The 14210-nt window shown below is 67.1% G+C and carries 13 protein-coding genes; 9 read left to right on the plus strand and 4 right to left on the minus strand.

Translation table 11 applies throughout. The annotated features are described in order from the left end of the window. Window positions 1-44: 44 nt before the first annotated feature. The 7 genes from amaB to C0541_RS12060 all read left to right on the plus strand — a co-directional run bounded on the left by amaB (window position 45) and on the right by C0541_RS12060 (window position 7473). The gene (gene amaB, locus C0541_RS12030) at window positions 45-1577 is read left to right on the plus strand and encodes an L-piperidine-6-carboxylate dehydrogenase (RefSeq protein ID WP_115048637.1); all 1533 of its coding nucleotides are present in this window, start codon (window positions 45-47) and stop codon (window positions 1575-1577) included. Window positions 1578-1929: 352 nt separating this feature from the next. Continuing rightward, complete coding sequence (locus C0541_RS12035) at window positions 1930-2214, plus strand: DUF4190 domain-containing protein (RefSeq protein WP_115048639.1); 285 nt, start codon at window positions 1930-1932, stop codon at window positions 2212-2214. A 2-nt stretch (window positions 2215-2216) separates the two neighbouring features. Then, a complete protein-coding gene (locus C0541_RS12040; RefSeq protein WP_193725919.1) occupies window positions 2217-2984 on the plus strand; it encodes a class I SAM-dependent methyltransferase in 768 nt (255 codons plus the stop codon). A 5-nt stretch (window positions 2985-2989) separates the two neighbouring features. Further along, entirely contained in the window at window positions 2990-4045 is a 1056-nt protein-coding gene (locus tag C0541_RS12045; protein ID WP_115048643.1) for a quinone-dependent dihydroorotate dehydrogenase, read from the plus strand. Further along, window positions 4042-5094 carry a UDP-N-acetylmuramate dehydrogenase gene (murB, locus tag C0541_RS12050; protein WP_115048645.1) on the plus strand — a complete coding sequence of 351 codons (1053 nt, stop codon included), beginning with the start codon at window positions 4042-4044 and terminating at the stop codon, window positions 5092-5094. Before C0541_RS12045 ends, murB begins: the two co-directional genes overlap by 4 nt. Further along, on the plus strand, window positions 5088-5999 hold the full coding sequence (locus C0541_RS12055) for a DMT family transporter (protein WP_115048647.1): 912 nt from the start codon (window positions 5088-5090) through the stop codon (window positions 5997-5999). Before murB ends, C0541_RS12055 begins: the two co-directional genes overlap by 7 nt. A gap of 175 nt (window positions 6000-6174) precedes the next feature. Then, a complete protein-coding gene (locus C0541_RS12060) occupies window positions 6175-7473 on the plus strand; it encodes an MFS transporter (RefSeq protein WP_115048649.1) in 1299 nt (432 codons plus the stop codon). A gap of 87 nt (window positions 7474-7560) precedes the next feature. Here the strand turns inward: C0541_RS12060 and C0541_RS12065 are convergent, their stop codons facing one another. The 3 genes from C0541_RS12065 to ispG all read right to left on the minus strand — a co-directional run bounded on the left by C0541_RS12065 (window position 7561) and on the right by ispG (window position 10235). Continuing rightward, window positions 7561-7989: a cupin domain-containing protein gene (locus tag C0541_RS12065; RefSeq protein WP_115050282.1), complete on the minus strand. Its 429-nt coding sequence runs from the start codon at window positions 7987-7989 to the stop codon at window positions 7561-7563. A gap of 301 nt (window positions 7990-8290) precedes the next feature. Further along, entirely contained in the window at window positions 8291-8989 is a 699-nt protein-coding gene (locus tag C0541_RS12070) for a phosphatase PAP2 family protein (RefSeq protein WP_115048651.1), read from the minus strand. Continuing rightward, window positions 8970-10235 (minus strand): flavodoxin-dependent (E)-4-hydroxy-3-methylbut-2-enyl-diphosphate synthase, encoded by a 1266-nt coding sequence (gene ispG / locus C0541_RS12075; protein ID WP_115048653.1) that lies wholly within the window; start codon window positions 10233-10235, stop codon window positions 8970-8972. Before ispG ends, C0541_RS12070 begins: the two co-directional genes overlap by 20 nt. 120 nt (window positions 10236-10355) lie before the next feature. Here ispG and C0541_RS12080 point away from each other — a divergent pair, with 120 nt between their 5' ends. Continuing rightward, window positions 10356-11582 (plus strand): ATP-binding protein, encoded by a 1227-nt coding sequence (locus C0541_RS12080; RefSeq protein ID WP_161960031.1) that lies wholly within the window; start codon window positions 10356-10358, stop codon window positions 11580-11582. Further along, a complete protein-coding gene (locus C0541_RS12085; RefSeq protein WP_115048657.1) occupies window positions 11579-12157 on the plus strand; it encodes a response regulator transcription factor in 579 nt (192 codons plus the stop codon). The genes C0541_RS12080 and C0541_RS12085 overlap by 4 nt, the downstream gene beginning before the upstream one ends. Window positions 12158-12864: 707 nt before the next feature. Here C0541_RS12085 and C0541_RS12095 read toward each other — a convergent pair. After that, complete coding sequence (locus tag C0541_RS12095) at window positions 12865-13854, minus strand: glycoside hydrolase family 5 protein (protein WP_115048660.1); 990 nt, start codon at window positions 13852-13854, stop codon at window positions 12865-12867. Window positions 13855-14210: the final 356 nt, after the last annotated feature.

Below are 14210 nucleotides of genomic sequence, written 5' to 3' on the forward strand. Positions count from 1 at the left end.
GCGGCCCTGGCTGCCGCGCGACCGTCCCGACCTTTGGAGATCCCATGTCCGCTGACCTGCTCAAGGCGCTCGACCTCGCCGCGTCCAATTCCGGTACCTATCTTGGCGAGGCGACCTGGTCGCAGGCCACCGGCGCCGGGGTGCTGCAGCCGCTCAATCCGACCACCAATGCGGTGATCGCCGAGGTGCAGGCGACCACGCCGGAGGACTACGAACTGATCGTCCAGCGTGCGCAGGCCGCCTTCAAGGTCTGGCGGACCACGCCTGCGCCGCGCCGTGGTGAGGCCGTGCGCCTGTGTGGCGAGGCGCTGCGTGCGCACAAGGATGCGCTCGGTTCGCTGGTGGCGCTGGAAATGGGCAAGAGCAAGCCCGAGGGCGATGGCGAGGTGCAGGAGATGATCGACATCGCCGACTTCGCGGTCGGCCAGAGCCGCATGCTCTATGGCTACACCATGCATTCGGAGCGCCCCGGCCACCGCATGTACGAGCAGTACCAGCCGCTGGGCCTGGTCGGCATCATCAGCGCGTTCAACTTCCCGGTGGCGGTGTGGGCGTGGAATGCGTTCCTGGCCGCGATCTGCGGTGACATCTGCCTCTGGAAGCCGTCCAACAAGACCCCGCTGACCGCGATCGCGACGATGAAGATCTGCAATGCGGCGCTCAAGGACGCCGGCTTCCCGGACATCTTCTTCCTGATCAACGATGCCGGCACTTCCCTGTCGGAGAAGCTGGTCGAAGACACCCGTATCCCGCTGATCAGCTTCACCGGGTCGACCCAGATCGGCCGCGTGGTTGCGGAAAAGGTCGCGCGCCGCCTGGGCCGTTGCCTGCTGGAACTGGGCGGCAACAACGCCATCATCCTGGACGAAACCGCCGACCTGAAGCTGGCCATCCCCGGCATCGTGTTCGGCGCGGTCGGTACCGCCGGGCAGCGCTGCACCACCACGCGCCGCCTGATCGTGCATGAATCCATCTACGACAACGTGCTGGCCACGCTGGTCAAGGCGTACAGGCAGCTCGACAGCAAGATTGGCGACCCCACCGACCCGGCCAACCTGATGGGCCCGCTCAACAGCCAGGGCGCGGTGGAGCAGTTCCTGGCCTCGATCGCCAAGGCCAAGGCCGCTGGCGGCACGGTCGAAGTGGGCGGTACCGCGATCGATCGCCCTGGCAACTTCGTGTTGCCGGCGATCGTCACCGGGCTGCAGAACAGCGACGCGGTGGTGCAGCACGAGACCTTCGCACCGATCCTGTACGTGATGAAGTACCGCACGCTGGACGAGGCGATCGAGCTGCAGAACGGCGTGCCGCAGGGCCTGTCGTCGTCGATCTTCACCCAGAACCTGAAGGCGGCCGAGAAGTTCCTGTCGGCGGCCGGCAGCGACTGCGGCATCGCCAACGTCAACATCGGCACCTCCGGTGCGGAGATCGGCGGCGCGTTCGGTGGCGAGAAGGAGACCGGCGGTGGCCGCGAATCCGGCTCGGATGCGTGGAAGGTCTACATGCGCCGCCAGACCAACACCATCAACTATTCCGATTCGCTGCCGCTGGCCCAGGGCATCAAGTTCGATCTCTGATGCGCAGTCCAGGCGCCGGGCTCAGCGCCGGCGCCCGGGCTTGCCCGCGGACTGCGCAACAAGCTTGCCTTGCTGCCTCGATCCATCGTGATGCGGCCGCACCACGTTGTCGTGCTACTGGCGGACCGGCCCGGGACACGCCGCTGCAGACCGCCACGGCTCCTGCCCGGTCATGTTTCAGGCCCCGGATCACGCGCCGGCAGCGCGCCTTCGCCGCTCGCCGCGGCGTTCCAAACCGCTCGAACCCGGCCATCGGCCATGGTCCACCGCAACCGGCACGCCTTTTGGCCGGCGGCTCTGGGATAATCGGGCCACGCCAGCCGCCGGCTGCCGGCCCTTCAAGGAGTTCATGATGAACGTTGTCGTTCGACAGACCAGCGCCATGGCCATCGTCAGCCTGGTTGCCGGCATTCTCGGCTGGACGCTGATCCCCTTCCTCGGCAGCCTCTGCGCCATCATCACCGGCCACATGGCGCGCGCGGAAATCCGCCGCAATCCACAGGGACTGGACGGCGACGGGCTGGCGATCGGCGGCCTGATCCTGGGCTGGCTGGCCGTGGCGCTGTGGGTGCTGGGCGTTGCAGTCTTCATTCTTTTCTTCGGTGGCATGGCGTGGCTGGCGGCCGCCAACAGTTGAGCATGGCCGCGCCCTCCTCGGCCCAGCGCTTCAACGACCGGGTCGCGGCCTATGTGCGCTATCGGCCGGGTTACCCGCCGCAGCTGCTGCGCTGGCTGCACGACGAACTGGGCCTTACCCCGGCCACGCCGGTGGCCGATATCGGCGCCGGCACCGGCATCTCCAGCCGCCTGTTCCTGGAGGCCGGCTATGCAGTCACTGCAGTGGAACCGAACCCGGCCATGCGCGCAGCCGCGCAACAATGGCTGGCCGACTTTGCCGGCTTCCAGGCGATCGACGGCACCGCCGAGGCCACCGGGCTGGCCGATGCCAGCGTCGGCCTGGTGTCGGCAGCGCAGGCCTTCCACTGGTTCGACACCCAGGCCGTGCGCCGCGAGTGGGCACGCATCCTGCAGCCCGGCGGGCTGGCGGTGATCTACTGGAACAGCCGCGAACTGGACACCACCGACTTCCTGCGCGGCTACGAACAACTGCTGCTGGACTACGGCACCGACTATTCGGCCGTGGCCGAACGCTATCAGGACGATGCCACCATGCAGGCGTGGTTCGGCGACGGCTTCCGTGCGATGGCGCGCTTTCCCAACGTGCAGCGGCTGGATTTTGATGCCTTGCGTGGCCGACTGCTGTCTTCCTCGTATGCGCCGCTCGCGCACGACCCACGCCATGCCCCGATGCTTGCCGCGCTGCGCACGCTGTTCGATGCGCATGCACGCGACGGGCTGATCGACTTCCAATACCAGACCCGCATCTTCGCCGGGGGATTGAACTGACCTACATGTATTCGCTTGCCCGCCCCTTGCTGTTTTCCCTCGACGCCGAGCGCGCCCATGCGCTGGCATTGCGCTCCATCGATGTCGCCTACCGCACCGGCACCACGTCGCTGCTGGCCAGGCGCCCGGTGCCGCTGCCGACGCCGGCCTTCGGGCTGATGTTTCCCAATCCGGTCGGGCTCGGTGCCGGCCTGGACAAGAACGGCGAGCATATCGATGCACTGCTTGCGCTGGGCTTCGGCTTCGTCGAGATCGGTACGGTGACCCCGCGGCCGCAGGAGGGCAATCCGAGGCCGCGCATGTTCCGCTTGCCGGAGTACCAGGCGGTGATCAACCGCATGGGCTTCAACAACCTGGGCGTGGATGTGCTGGTGGCCAACGTGCAACGCGCGCGGCGGCGTGGCGGCCTGCTCGGCATCAACATCGGCAAGAACAAGGACACGCCCAACGAAGAGGCAACCAGCGATTACCGCTATTGCATGGAGCGCGTCTACGCGCTGGCCGACTACATCACCGTCAACATCTCCTCGCCCAACACCGCCGGCCTGCGCGAACTGCAGGAAGAGCAGGCGCTGCGTCGGCTGATCGCCGACCTGCGCGACACCCAGGAAGCCCTGGCCGCGCAACACGGCAAGCGCGTGCCGATGCTGGTGAAGGTGGCACCGGACCTCAACGACCGCGACATCGATGCGGCCGCGCGCGTGCTGGCCGACCTGGCAGTGGATGGCGTGATCGCCACCAACACCACGGTGACGCGCACCTTGATCGCCAACCATCCGCTGGCCGCCGAAGCCGGCGGCCTGTCGGGCGCGCCGCTGCTGGGGCAATCCACGCTGGTGCTGCGCCGCCTGCGCGCCCGCCTGCCCGAGTCGATTCCGTTGATCGGCGTGGGCGGCATCAACTCCGGTGCGGATGCGGTGGCCAAGATGGCGGCCGGCGCGACCCTGGTGCAGTGCTACAGCGGCCTGGTCTATCGCGGGCCGCCGCTGATCGGCGACTGCGTGGATGCGATCCGCCGCCGCCGCGAAGCGCCCAGCGGCGGTGCGGTATCGCCGCTATGAGCGCTGCAGCGCAGGCCGGCTGGCGCCTGAGCGAGCACGCGCCGCTGCGCGCGCTCAACACCTTTCATGTCGATGCCACGGCGCGCTGGTTGCTGGGCATCCACGTACCCGATGCATTGCCGCAGGCGCTGGCAGCGCCGGAAATCGCCGGGCAACCGCTGCTGGTGTTGGGCAGCGGCAGCAACGTGCTGCTGGCCGGCGACCCGCCGGGCTGCGTGCTGTGTTTCGAAAACCGCGACATCGCCATCATTGCGCACCACGCCGACCACGCCATCGTGCGCGCTGGTGCCGGCGTCAACTGGCATGCGCTGGTACTGTATTCGCTGCAGCAGGGGCTGTCGGGGCTGGAGAACCTGGCCTTGATTCCCGGCACGGTCGGCGCCTGCCCGATCCAGAACATCGGCGCATACGGCGCGCAGGTGGGCGACTTCATCCACGTGGTGGATGCCTTCGACCTGCAGGCCCAGCAATTCGTGCGGCTGACGGCGGCCGAGTGCGCCTTCGCCTACCGCGGCAGCGTGTTCAAGCAGCAGCCGGAGCGTTACCTGATCGTCGCGGTGGAATTCAATCTGCCGCTGCTGCACGAGTTGCGGCTGGACTATGCCGGCATCCGCGAGGAACTGGCCAGCATGGGCGCCGACCTGGCCGGTGCCGCCGATGTGGCACAGGCGGTGATCAACATCCGTCGGCGCAAACTGCCGGACCCGGATGTGCTCGGCAACGCCGGCAGCTTCTTCAAGAATCCGCTGCTGCCCAGCGAGCAGATCGCCGCGTTGCAGGCCACGTTTACCGACATGCCGGTGTATCCCGGCGAACAGCCCGGCCAGGGCAAGCTGTCGGCGGCCTGGTTGATCGAGCAGTGCGGCTGGAAAGGCCGGCGCGAGGGCGATGCCGGGGTGTCGCCGGACCATGCGCTGGTGCTGGTCAACCACGGTACTGCCAGCGGTGCGCAACTGCTGGATGTTGCGCGGCGCATCGCCGAATCGGTGCGCGAGCGTTACTCGGTGATCCTGGAGCCCGAGCCACGCATCATCGGAGCGCATTGGTGACCGCAGCGCAGGCGTCGCGACGTGCCGCGCTGTGGATGCTCACCAGTACCTTCGCCTTCGGCCTGATGGCCATCTGCATCCGGCTGGCGTCGAGCGCGATCGCCACCACCGAGATCGCGTTCTTTCGCAATGCGTTCGGACTGCTGGCCTTGTTGCCGCTGATCCTGCGCCCCGGCAAGGCGCTGCCGCGCACGCGGCAATTGCCGCAGTACCTGGCACGCACCCTGATCGGCCTGGCCTCGATGCTGTGCGGGTTCTGGGCGATCGGCCACCTGCCGTTGTCGCAGGCGATCTCGCTGTCGTATTCCACCCCGTTGTTCGTCACCGTCCTTGCCGTGGTGTGGCTGCGCGAGCAGGTGCGCCTGCGCCGCTGGCTGGCGGTGGCGGCCGGATTCATCGGCGTGCTGGTGATCCTGCGGCCGGGCTCGTCCACCTTTACGCCCGGGCTGCTGATTGCGCTGCTTGCAGCGGTGATCAGCGCCGTGGTGGCGATCCAGATCAAGCAGCTCTCGCGCAGCGACGACTCGGACACCGTGGTGTTCTACACCTATGTGTTCTGGGTGCCGATGTCGTTGATTCCGGCACTGTTCCAGTGGACCTGGCCACACGGGATCGACTGGCTCTGGCTGGCGGCCACCGGCATCTTCGGCACCGCCGGGCAGCTGTTCTGGACGCGCGCGCTCAAGCTGGGCGAAGTCTCCGCACTGCAGCCGATCAGCTTCATGCAGCTGCCGCTGGTGGCGTTGCTGGGCTGGTGGTTGTTCGGCGAGGCGATCGAACGTCACACCTTGATCGGCGCGGCCATCATCATCTGCGCCAACGTCTACATCGCCCATCGTGAAAGCGTGCTGGCACGCCGCGCCGCCACGCATGCCCCGCTGGAAGGCGCAAAACCGGGCGAGTGAGCGCACCCGGCGCACACGCGCAGGCATGTCCGGAACACCGAAGCGCCCACGCGGCCATGGCTGCGTGACGGAAACGGCATACCGGCCGGGGCCGCAGGACGCGCTAGCATTGGATGTCACGCCGCTACCGCTGTCGCGGCAAGGCGCGCCACCAACCGCAACCGGATGCAGCTGCATGAATACGCATAACGCTCCTGGCACCGTCGCAGCCCACAACCTCACGCGCCGCGACTACAGGACGCTGAGCCTGGCCGCGCTGGGCGGCGCGCTGGAGTTCTACGACTTCATCATCTTCATCTTTTTCGCGAAGGTGCTGGGCGAGTTGTTCTTTCCTCCGGGCATTCCGGAATGGACGCGGCAGTTGCAGACCTTCGGCATTTTTGCGGCCGGGTACCTGATCCGTCCGCTGGGCGGCATCGTGATGGCGCACTTCGGCGATCTGCTCGGCCGCAAGCGCATGTTCGCGTTGAGCATCGGCTTGATGGCATTGCCCACGCTCGCCATCGGTGTGCTGCCGACCTACGCGCAGATCGGCCTGGCTGCGCCGCTGTTGCTGTTGACGATGCGCCTGCTGCAGGGGGCGGCCATCGGTGGCGAGGTGCCCAGTGCCTGGGTGTTCGTGGCAGAACACGTGCCTGTGCAGCGCAGGGGTCTGGCCTGCGGCACCCTGACCGCCGGCCTGGCCGCCGGCGTGCTGCTCGGCTCGCTCAGCGCCGGGGCGCTCAATCGCGTTTACACGCCGCAGGAAATCAGCGACTACGCCTGGCGCCTGCCGTTCCTGACGGGTGGGATCTTTGGCCTGTTGTCGGTGTACCTGCGGCGCTGGCTGCACGAGACCCCGGTATTCGCCGAGATGGTGGCGATGCGCGCGTTGGCGCGCGAAACGCCGCTCAAGGTGGTGATGCGCGACCACCCGCGCAGCCTGGCGCTGTCATTATGGCTGACCTGGGTGGTGGCAGCGGCGGTGCTGGTGGTGTCATTGATGACGCCCACGCTGCTGCAAAGCACCTATGGCTATCCGGCCGCGGTCGCCCTCCAGGCCAATCTGCTGGCGGTATTGCTGCAGGCCATCGGCTCGGTCGTGGCCGGTGCGCTGTCCGATCGCTGGGGCAGCGGCCGTGTGCTGCTGGGTGGGAGCGTCGTCTTGGGCGTAAGCGCGTGGCTGTTCTATCGCCTTGCCGGCGACCCGCGACTGCTGTTTCCGCTGTACGGGCTGTTGGGCACCGCGCTCGGTGTCCTGGGCGCGATCCCGCGCGTCATGGTCGAAGCGTTTCCACCGGTGATCCGCCTGTCTGGCGTGTCGTTCGCCTACAACCTGGGCTACGCCGTGTTTGGCGGGCTGACTCCGTTGGTGGTGGTGATGCTGCTCAAGCAGCATCCGATGGGACCGGCGTACTACATGATCCTGCTGGCCGTGATCGGCGGCGTGATCGGCCTGCGGCTATGGGGCGGCGAGCGCACACGCGGCCCTTGAGTGCAGCGCCATGGCTCACCACGACGTGGGGGCCTCGAGCGCACGCCATCGTGGCCATCCGTGCAGAGCGCCGTGCAGCCTGCCGGCCTAGCCTGCATGCAGCCCATCGAGCTCTGGCAGCAGCACCACGCTTTCATGCATGTTCGGATCGGTTCGGGCCACCAGCACCACCGCCGGTTCCGTGCCATCGTTGTAGGGCTGATGCGGCGTGCCGGCCGGGATGTACAGAAAATCGCCCGGCGCCACTACGTCGTGATGCTCCAGTGCCGCGCCGTGCCAGACCTTGGACACGCCGGTCAGTGCATAGATGGCGGTTTCGTGCAGGGCATGCAGATGCGGTCTGGCACGCCCGCCTGGTGCAATCGTGACCACGTGCAGGCTGAGATGCGTCGCGCCCACGCTTTGCGCACAAATACCCATCGCGTAATGGACGCCCTGCTCCGCCAGCGTGGCCTCGCTGGCACGCAAGACCCGGCAGCGTGCCGACGGGCCAGCATTGGGTAAGACCCGGTCCATGTCCATGTCCTCACGCATCCGGGTGTGGAGGGGGCCCGAGCGATTGCCGGATCAATCGCCGGATCGGTGCGACACAGCCTTCCCACCTGATCGGCGCACCGGCACGTCGCAGTCAGTGACGATAGTCCAGGGCAACGGCGCCCTCCCGCACGGACGCGAACCCGCTATCGACAATACGAAAGACCCAGGCGCCCTCCGCAAGCGGCACCGGAGTCCCACGCACGGCGCATGACGGACTACAGCCGCCACCGGCGGTTCCGCTGGTGGCGCTCAGCGATCGAGACAACTGGCCAGCCGCGACTCAGGCAGAGGTGAGATGGCGACGCCAATGCGGTCGCCGTGCGCCGCGAAACATCACCAGGTACAGCCCCACCACCCACACCAGCGCGGCCGACCAGCCGCCCAGGATGTCGGAGGGGTAATGCACGCCCAGGTAGATCCGCGAAACGCCCACCAGCACCGCAAACAGGCTGGCAACAATGGTCGCCGGCCAGCGCCAGCGGGTATTCCAGGCCAGCGCAATGACCACCGCGGCGAGCGTCATCGAGCCCATCGCATGCCCGCTGGGAAAGCTGAAGGTGCTTTCCGGGGCGATCGATTCCCACAGGCTGGGGCGGTTGCGCTGGAAGAACTGCTTGGCGCCCATGTTCAACAAGGCCGAACCACCGAAGCCGAGTGCGGCAAAGGTCCCTTCGCGCCAGCGCCGCAGCATCAGCAACACCAGCACGATGGCGATATCGGCCGGGATCACCCCGTACTGGTAGCCGAGCTTGGAAATCACCCCGAAAAACGCATCCAGTCCCGGCGTGGCGATGCTGCGCATGCTCCACAGCAAGGGCTCGTCGAAGTAGACGTTTTCCAGCTCGTGGACTTCGTCGGCCAGGTCGACGAACAAGCCCAGCGGCAGCAGCACGCCGGCAAACAGCAGCGCCATGCGCCACGCATTACTGCGCAGCCATCCCCTGAAACCGGCCGGCGATTCAGCCGGCGCGGCGAACATAGGTGCGTTCGACGTATTGATCGATCAGATCGATGAACTCGTAGGCGATGTTTTCGCCACGCAAGGTGACGCTTTTTTCGCCATCGATGAACACCGGCGCCGATGGCGCCTCGCCGGTGCCCGGCAAGGAGATGCCGATGTTGGCATGGCGCGATTCGCCCGGCCCGTTGACCACGCAGCCCATTACCGCCAGGGTCATGTTCTCCGCGCCGGGGTTGCTGATCTTCCACTCCGGCATCTTGGCGCGCACGTGGTTCTGCACCACGCCGGCCAGTTCCTGGAAGAACTCGGAGGTGGTGCGGCCGCAACCCGGGCAGGCGGTCACCATCGGGGTGAAGGCGCGCTGGCCGGTGGTCTGCAGCAGTTCCTGCGCGACCACCACTTCCTGGGTACGCGACTGGCCTGGCTCCGGCGTCAGCGAGATGCGGATGGTGTCGCCGATGCCTTCCTGCAGCAGCACGCTCAGCGCCGCGGCCGAGGCCACGATGCCCTTGCTGCCGATACCGGCTTCGGTCAGGCCCAGATGCAGCGCGAAATCGCAGCGGCTCGCCATGTCGCGATACACCGCGATCAGCTCCTGCACGCCGGACACCTTGGCCGACAGGATGATGCGCTCGCGCGCAAGGCCCAGTTCCACCGCGCGCTCGGCCGAATCCACCGCCGAGCGGATCAGCGCCTCGCGCAGCACGCGGCCGGCGTCCCAGGGCGTGTCGCGCTGCGAGTTCTCGTCCATCAGCTGCGCGGCCAGCGACTGGTCCAGCGAGCCCCAGTTGGCGCCGATGCGCACCGGCTTGTCGTACCTGATCGCAAACTCGATCAGCTGCGCGAACTGCAGATCCTTCTTCTTGCCAAAGCCGACATTGCCCGGATTGATGCGGTACTTGGCCAGCGCTTCGGCGCAGGCCGGCTCGGCGGCAAGCAGCTGATGCCCGTTGTAGTGGAAGTCGCCGATCAACGGCACCTCGATCCCCATCATGCGCAGCTTGTCGACGATGCGCGGAATCGCCGCGGCCGACTCGGCGTTGTTGACGGTCAGGCGCACCATTTCCGAGCCGGCGCGCCACAGCTCGGCCACCTGCTTGACGCTGCCGGCGATGTCGGCGGTGTCGGTATTGGTCATCGACTGGACGACCACCGGGTGGCCGCCGCCAACAGTCACGCTGCCGATCTTGACGGCCTGGGTGATGCGGCGCGGCCAGGCGGTGGCGTCGGCGGGAGGGGTTGGGCGAGTCACGGCATCGTACATCGCGGTATTTTAGCCTGTCAGCGGTCCGCTCACAGCTGAAGCGCTGCGCGCGCCGTCTTCCAGGCCGATGCGACGGTTTGTCGCAGGCCGCCACGCCCCCGAGCGCATAGCATTGCCGTGATGAATTCCTCAGACGCCTCCTTCCTGCGAACCCTGTGCAGCCTGCGCTGGCTGGCTACTGCCGGCCAGGCCGCCACCATCCTGGTCGCCACCGGGCTGATGGGCCTGGATCTGCCGCAGCAACCCTTGTGGGCCGGCGTGGCCGCGCTGGCGGTGTTCAACCTGTACGCACAGCTGCGCGTGGCCCATCGCGGCGCGGTCAGCCCGGCCACCGAGTTCGGCCACATCCTGGTCGATGTCACGGTACTGACCTGGATGGTGGGCTGGAGCGGCGGTATCGCCAACCCGTTCGGCTCGTTGTTCCTGGTGCTGATCGCGCTGGCCGCGCTGGCCCTGCCGCTGGGCTGGGCGATGGCGGTGGCGGCGGCCTGCGTGGCCGGCTATGTGATCAGTGCAGCGTTTGGGTTGCCGCTGCCCTACGGCAGCTTCGACCCGCTCAGCCTGCACATGTGGGGCATGGCCGCCAACTTCCTGCTGTCCACGGTGGTGGTGCTGGCCTTCGCCACCCGGCTGGCCTTGTCGATGCGCGAACGCGAGCGCGAAATTTCCACGCTGCGCGAGCGCTTCGCGCGCAACGAGGGCATCGTCGCGCTGGCCACGCATGCGGCCTCGGTCGCGCATGAACTGAATACTCCGCTGGCGACGATGACCCTGCTGGTCGACGACATCGCCGACCAGTGCGACCAGAGCGAGTTGCGCGAGGATCTGGACACCTTGCGCGAGTTGCTGGTGCAGTGCCACGAGCGCGTCCTGGCACTGGCCGCGCCGGCCGACAACGGCCACCTCAGCCGCGAAGTGGCGGTCGAGGACGTGCTGGAACAATGGCGACTGGTACGCCCGACCATCGAACTGCGCCGCAACGACGATGCGCCGATGCGCCTGCTGCTGCAGCCGGGCGTCAGCCATCTGCTGATGGTGCTGCTCAACAATGCGGCCGATGCCGGCGAACGCGCCGGCCGGCCGCAGATCGACCTGAGCCTGCGCGTGGAGCAGGATCATCTCAGCGGCGAAGTCCGCGACTACGGTCCGGGCTTCGACACCTCGCAGGCCATGTTGCCCGGCACCCTGTTCAACAGCGGCAAGCATGACGGCATGGGTGTGGGACTGGCGCTGTCGCATGCCACCGTCGAACGGCTGCAGGGCGAGTTGTGGATGCTGCCCGCCGAAGGCAGCGGCGCCCGCGTCGGTTTCCGTCTGCCGCTCTCCGAACACGAGGCACTCGCATGACAAACACTCCCCTGCGCACCGGCCTGCTGGTCGACGACGACACCTTGTACCTGCGCACGCTGCAACGCAGCCTCGCCCGCCGCGGCGTGGAAACGCTGACCGCCACCGATGCGGCCAGTGCGCTGTCGACCGCACGCAGCGCCCTGCCGGATTTCGCCTTGATCGACCTCAAGCTCGGCCACGATTCCGGCCTGAACCTGATCCAGCCGTTGCGCGAGATCCGCGCCGACATGCGCATCCTGCTGGTCACCGGTTACGCGAGCATCGCCACCGCCGTGGAGGCCATCAAGCTCGGTGCCGACGACTACCTGCCCAAGCCGGCCAACATCCCCACCATCATGCGTGCGCTGGGCGAAGAGGACGACGAGCTGCCCGAGCCGGACGAAGAAGAAACCGCGCGGGAAATGATGACACCGCTCAGCCGCCTGCAATGGGAGCACATCCAGCAGGCGCTGCACGAAACCGGCGGCAATGTCTCGGCTGCCGCACGCCTGCTCGGCATGCACCGCCGCTCGCTGCAGCGCAAGTTGACCAAGCGGCCAAGCCCGGGGCCATTACGCGAGCCCGGACGTTGAGACGCGGCCAGTTGCCGTGAGGACAAATCGGTCGAGGGCGCAGCGCCCTCGCCGCTTGCGGGACACGCCTTGAGTCCAACCACAGGGACGCATTGGCGGCATCCATGCCGCCAACGTTCCGGCAACCGGCAAGGGCACGGCTCCAGCCAGTTGGTCGGTGCTCTTGTGAGAGCTGTCTGTCGTGCGGCGCCCATCAGACATGGAGCCCATGCGTCGTGAGCGAACGACGCATCCAGCACCGCTCTTACCGTGCACACCGACCATCTCAACTGGTCCTTGCCCGCTCACCGTCGCGGNCCTGAGCGGCATGGATGCCGCGCCGGAGCCTACATGGACGTACTTGCGGCGTGTCCCGCGATGGTGGGCGGGCAAGGGCCCTGCAGCCAACGCGCAGCGTCGAGGGCGCGGCGCCCTCACCGCACCAAACAGTTGGTCGGCGCTCTTGTGGGAGCTGTCTGTCGTGCGGCGCCCATCAGACATGGAGCCGATACGTCATGAGCGAACGACGCATCCAACACCGCTCTTACCATGCACACCGACCATCTCGACAGGTCCTTGCCTGCTCACCGTCGCGGGACCTTACGCGGCATGGATGCCGCGTAAGAGCCTCCATGGACAGATTCACGGCCTGTCCCGCCAACGTGGCCGGGCAAGGGCCTGCAACCAAGCGCCAGATCGACCGCTCTACCGATTGTGGAGCTTCAATCTCAACGCGGGCCGAACACACTCGCCCTGCGCGAGGTCGCGGTGATGCCGTCGGCGCCCAGGATCAAGCTGCGGCCCCAGGTGCTCAGGCGCGTGGCGTTCCAGCCGATCGCGATGTCCAGCGATTTGGTGCTGCTGTCGTTGCCCGACCATGACCAGCCAAGATAGCCGACCTTGTGCTCGCGGGCGCGGCGCATGATCGCCGCTTCGTCCACCTGCGCACCGCGATGGTCCCCACCGAACTCGCCGATCACCAGCGCCAGCTTTTTATCGCGGAAGGCACGCAGATACGTGTTGACCGTCGCATCGCTGCCGAACACTTCGTACATGTGCACGCTGAAGATCAGGTTGCGGCGGCTGTCGCGCGCCAGCAACGCGGCCGCGTTGTCGCGCATGTAGAACTTCCAGTCCTGGCCCCAGTTCGGCGCATCCACCATCAGTGCGTGGGTCAGCCCGGCCTTGCGCAGTGCGGCGATCGCGGTTGCATGGCCGTTGACCCATTCGCTGGCGCTCAACTGGTTGCCGAACGGCTCGTTGCCGACGTTGATGATGACGTAGTCTTCGTTGCCGATCAGCGCCTTGCGGATGCTGGTCCAGTAGGCCGTGGCATGCGCCAGGCCGGCAGCAGCGCCGTCTTCGCCATAGCCGGTGGTGTCGTGCACTTCCAGTACCGCGATCAAGCCCAGGCTCTTGCAGCGCGCGATGATGCGCGCCACCTCTGCTTCAGGCGTACGGTTCCAGCGGTAGCCGGAACTGAGCACCACCCGCACGCTGTTGGCGCCGGTGGCGGCAATGGCTGCCAGGGCCGCATCGGTACGGTTTGCGTACCAGGCGTGCGGCAGGTTGACGCCACGCAACACCACGGTGTTGCCATTGGACTCACGCAACTGGGTACCGGAGACCGATAGCCCCGCGTGCGCAGCGGACGACAAAGCCAGGCCTGCAACGACCAACAGCGTGCGGCGGGCAACACGGGACAGCGTTGATTTCACGAGCGGTTTCCAGGCAGAAAGGAGGATGGCGGGCGATGGCGAGATTCACAGCGCGCGTGAACACTGTGTCAATCTTCACCTCCTGCCGATGCAACTCGCGTCACACAACGGGACATCCATGAAACCAGGTCTCTGAACGACTACCTTGTCGCGGGTCGGCGCGGCAGGTGCACCATCAGGGATCGGCAAGGCGCCGCCAATATTTAGCCGCCGTGTTCCCGATGCGTCGGAGGGGCAGGCCGTATTCGCACATTGCCCATGACGCAGCAGTCGGCGCGATCGACGGCCTGGTGCTTCGCGCTTCGCGCTCCTGTCGCGGCAGTCGCGCCCCTCGCTGCGGCGCTTCAGCCGCGGCG

It is taken from the genome of Xanthomonas arboricola (genome assembly GCF_003353015.1).
Lineage (GTDB): Bacteria > Pseudomonadota > Gammaproteobacteria > Xanthomonadales > Xanthomonadaceae > Xanthomonas > Xanthomonas arboricola_E.

What these genes read in the sequence shown, in the direction of transcription:
- amaB (WP_115048637.1), top strand. Translation starts at nt 45, where the DNA reads ATGTCCGCTGACCTGCTCAAGGCGCTCGACCTCGCCGCGTCCAATTCC.
- C0541_RS12035 (WP_115048639.1), top strand. Translation starts at nt 1,930, where the DNA reads ATGAACGTTGTCGTTCGACAGACCAGCGCCATGGCCATCGTCAGCCTG.
- C0541_RS12040 (WP_193725919.1), top strand. Translation starts at nt 2,217, where the DNA reads ATGGCCGCGCCCTCCTCGGCCCAGCGCTTCAACGACCGGGTCGCGGCC.
- C0541_RS12045 (WP_115048643.1), top strand. Translation starts at nt 2,990, where the DNA reads ATGTATTCGCTTGCCCGCCCCTTGCTGTTTTCCCTCGACGCCGAGCGC.
- murB (WP_115048645.1), top strand. Translation starts at nt 4,042, where the DNA reads ATGAGCGCTGCAGCGCAGGCCGGCTGGCGCCTGAGCGAGCACGCGCCG.
- C0541_RS12060 (WP_115048649.1), top strand. Translation starts at nt 6,175, where the DNA reads ATGAATACGCATAACGCTCCTGGCACCGTCGCAGCCCACAACCTCACG.
- C0541_RS12065 (WP_115050282.1), bottom strand. Translation starts at nt 7,989, where the DNA reads ATGGACCGGGTCTTACCCAATGCTGGCCCGTCGGCACGCTGCCGGGTC.
- C0541_RS12070 (WP_115048651.1), bottom strand. Translation starts at nt 8,989, where the DNA reads ATGTTCGCCGCGCCGGCTGAATCGCCGGCCGGTTTCAGGGGATGGCTG.
- ispG (WP_115048653.1), bottom strand. Translation starts at nt 10,235, where the DNA reads ATGTACGATGCCGTGACTCGCCCAACCCCTCCCGCCGACGCCACCGCC.
- C0541_RS12080 (WP_161960031.1), top strand. Translation starts at nt 10,356, where the DNA reads ATGAATTCCTCAGACGCCTCCTTCCTGCGAACCCTGTGCAGCCTGCGC.
- C0541_RS12085 (WP_115048657.1), top strand. Translation starts at nt 11,579, where the DNA reads ATGACAAACACTCCCCTGCGCACCGGCCTGCTGGTCGACGACGACACC.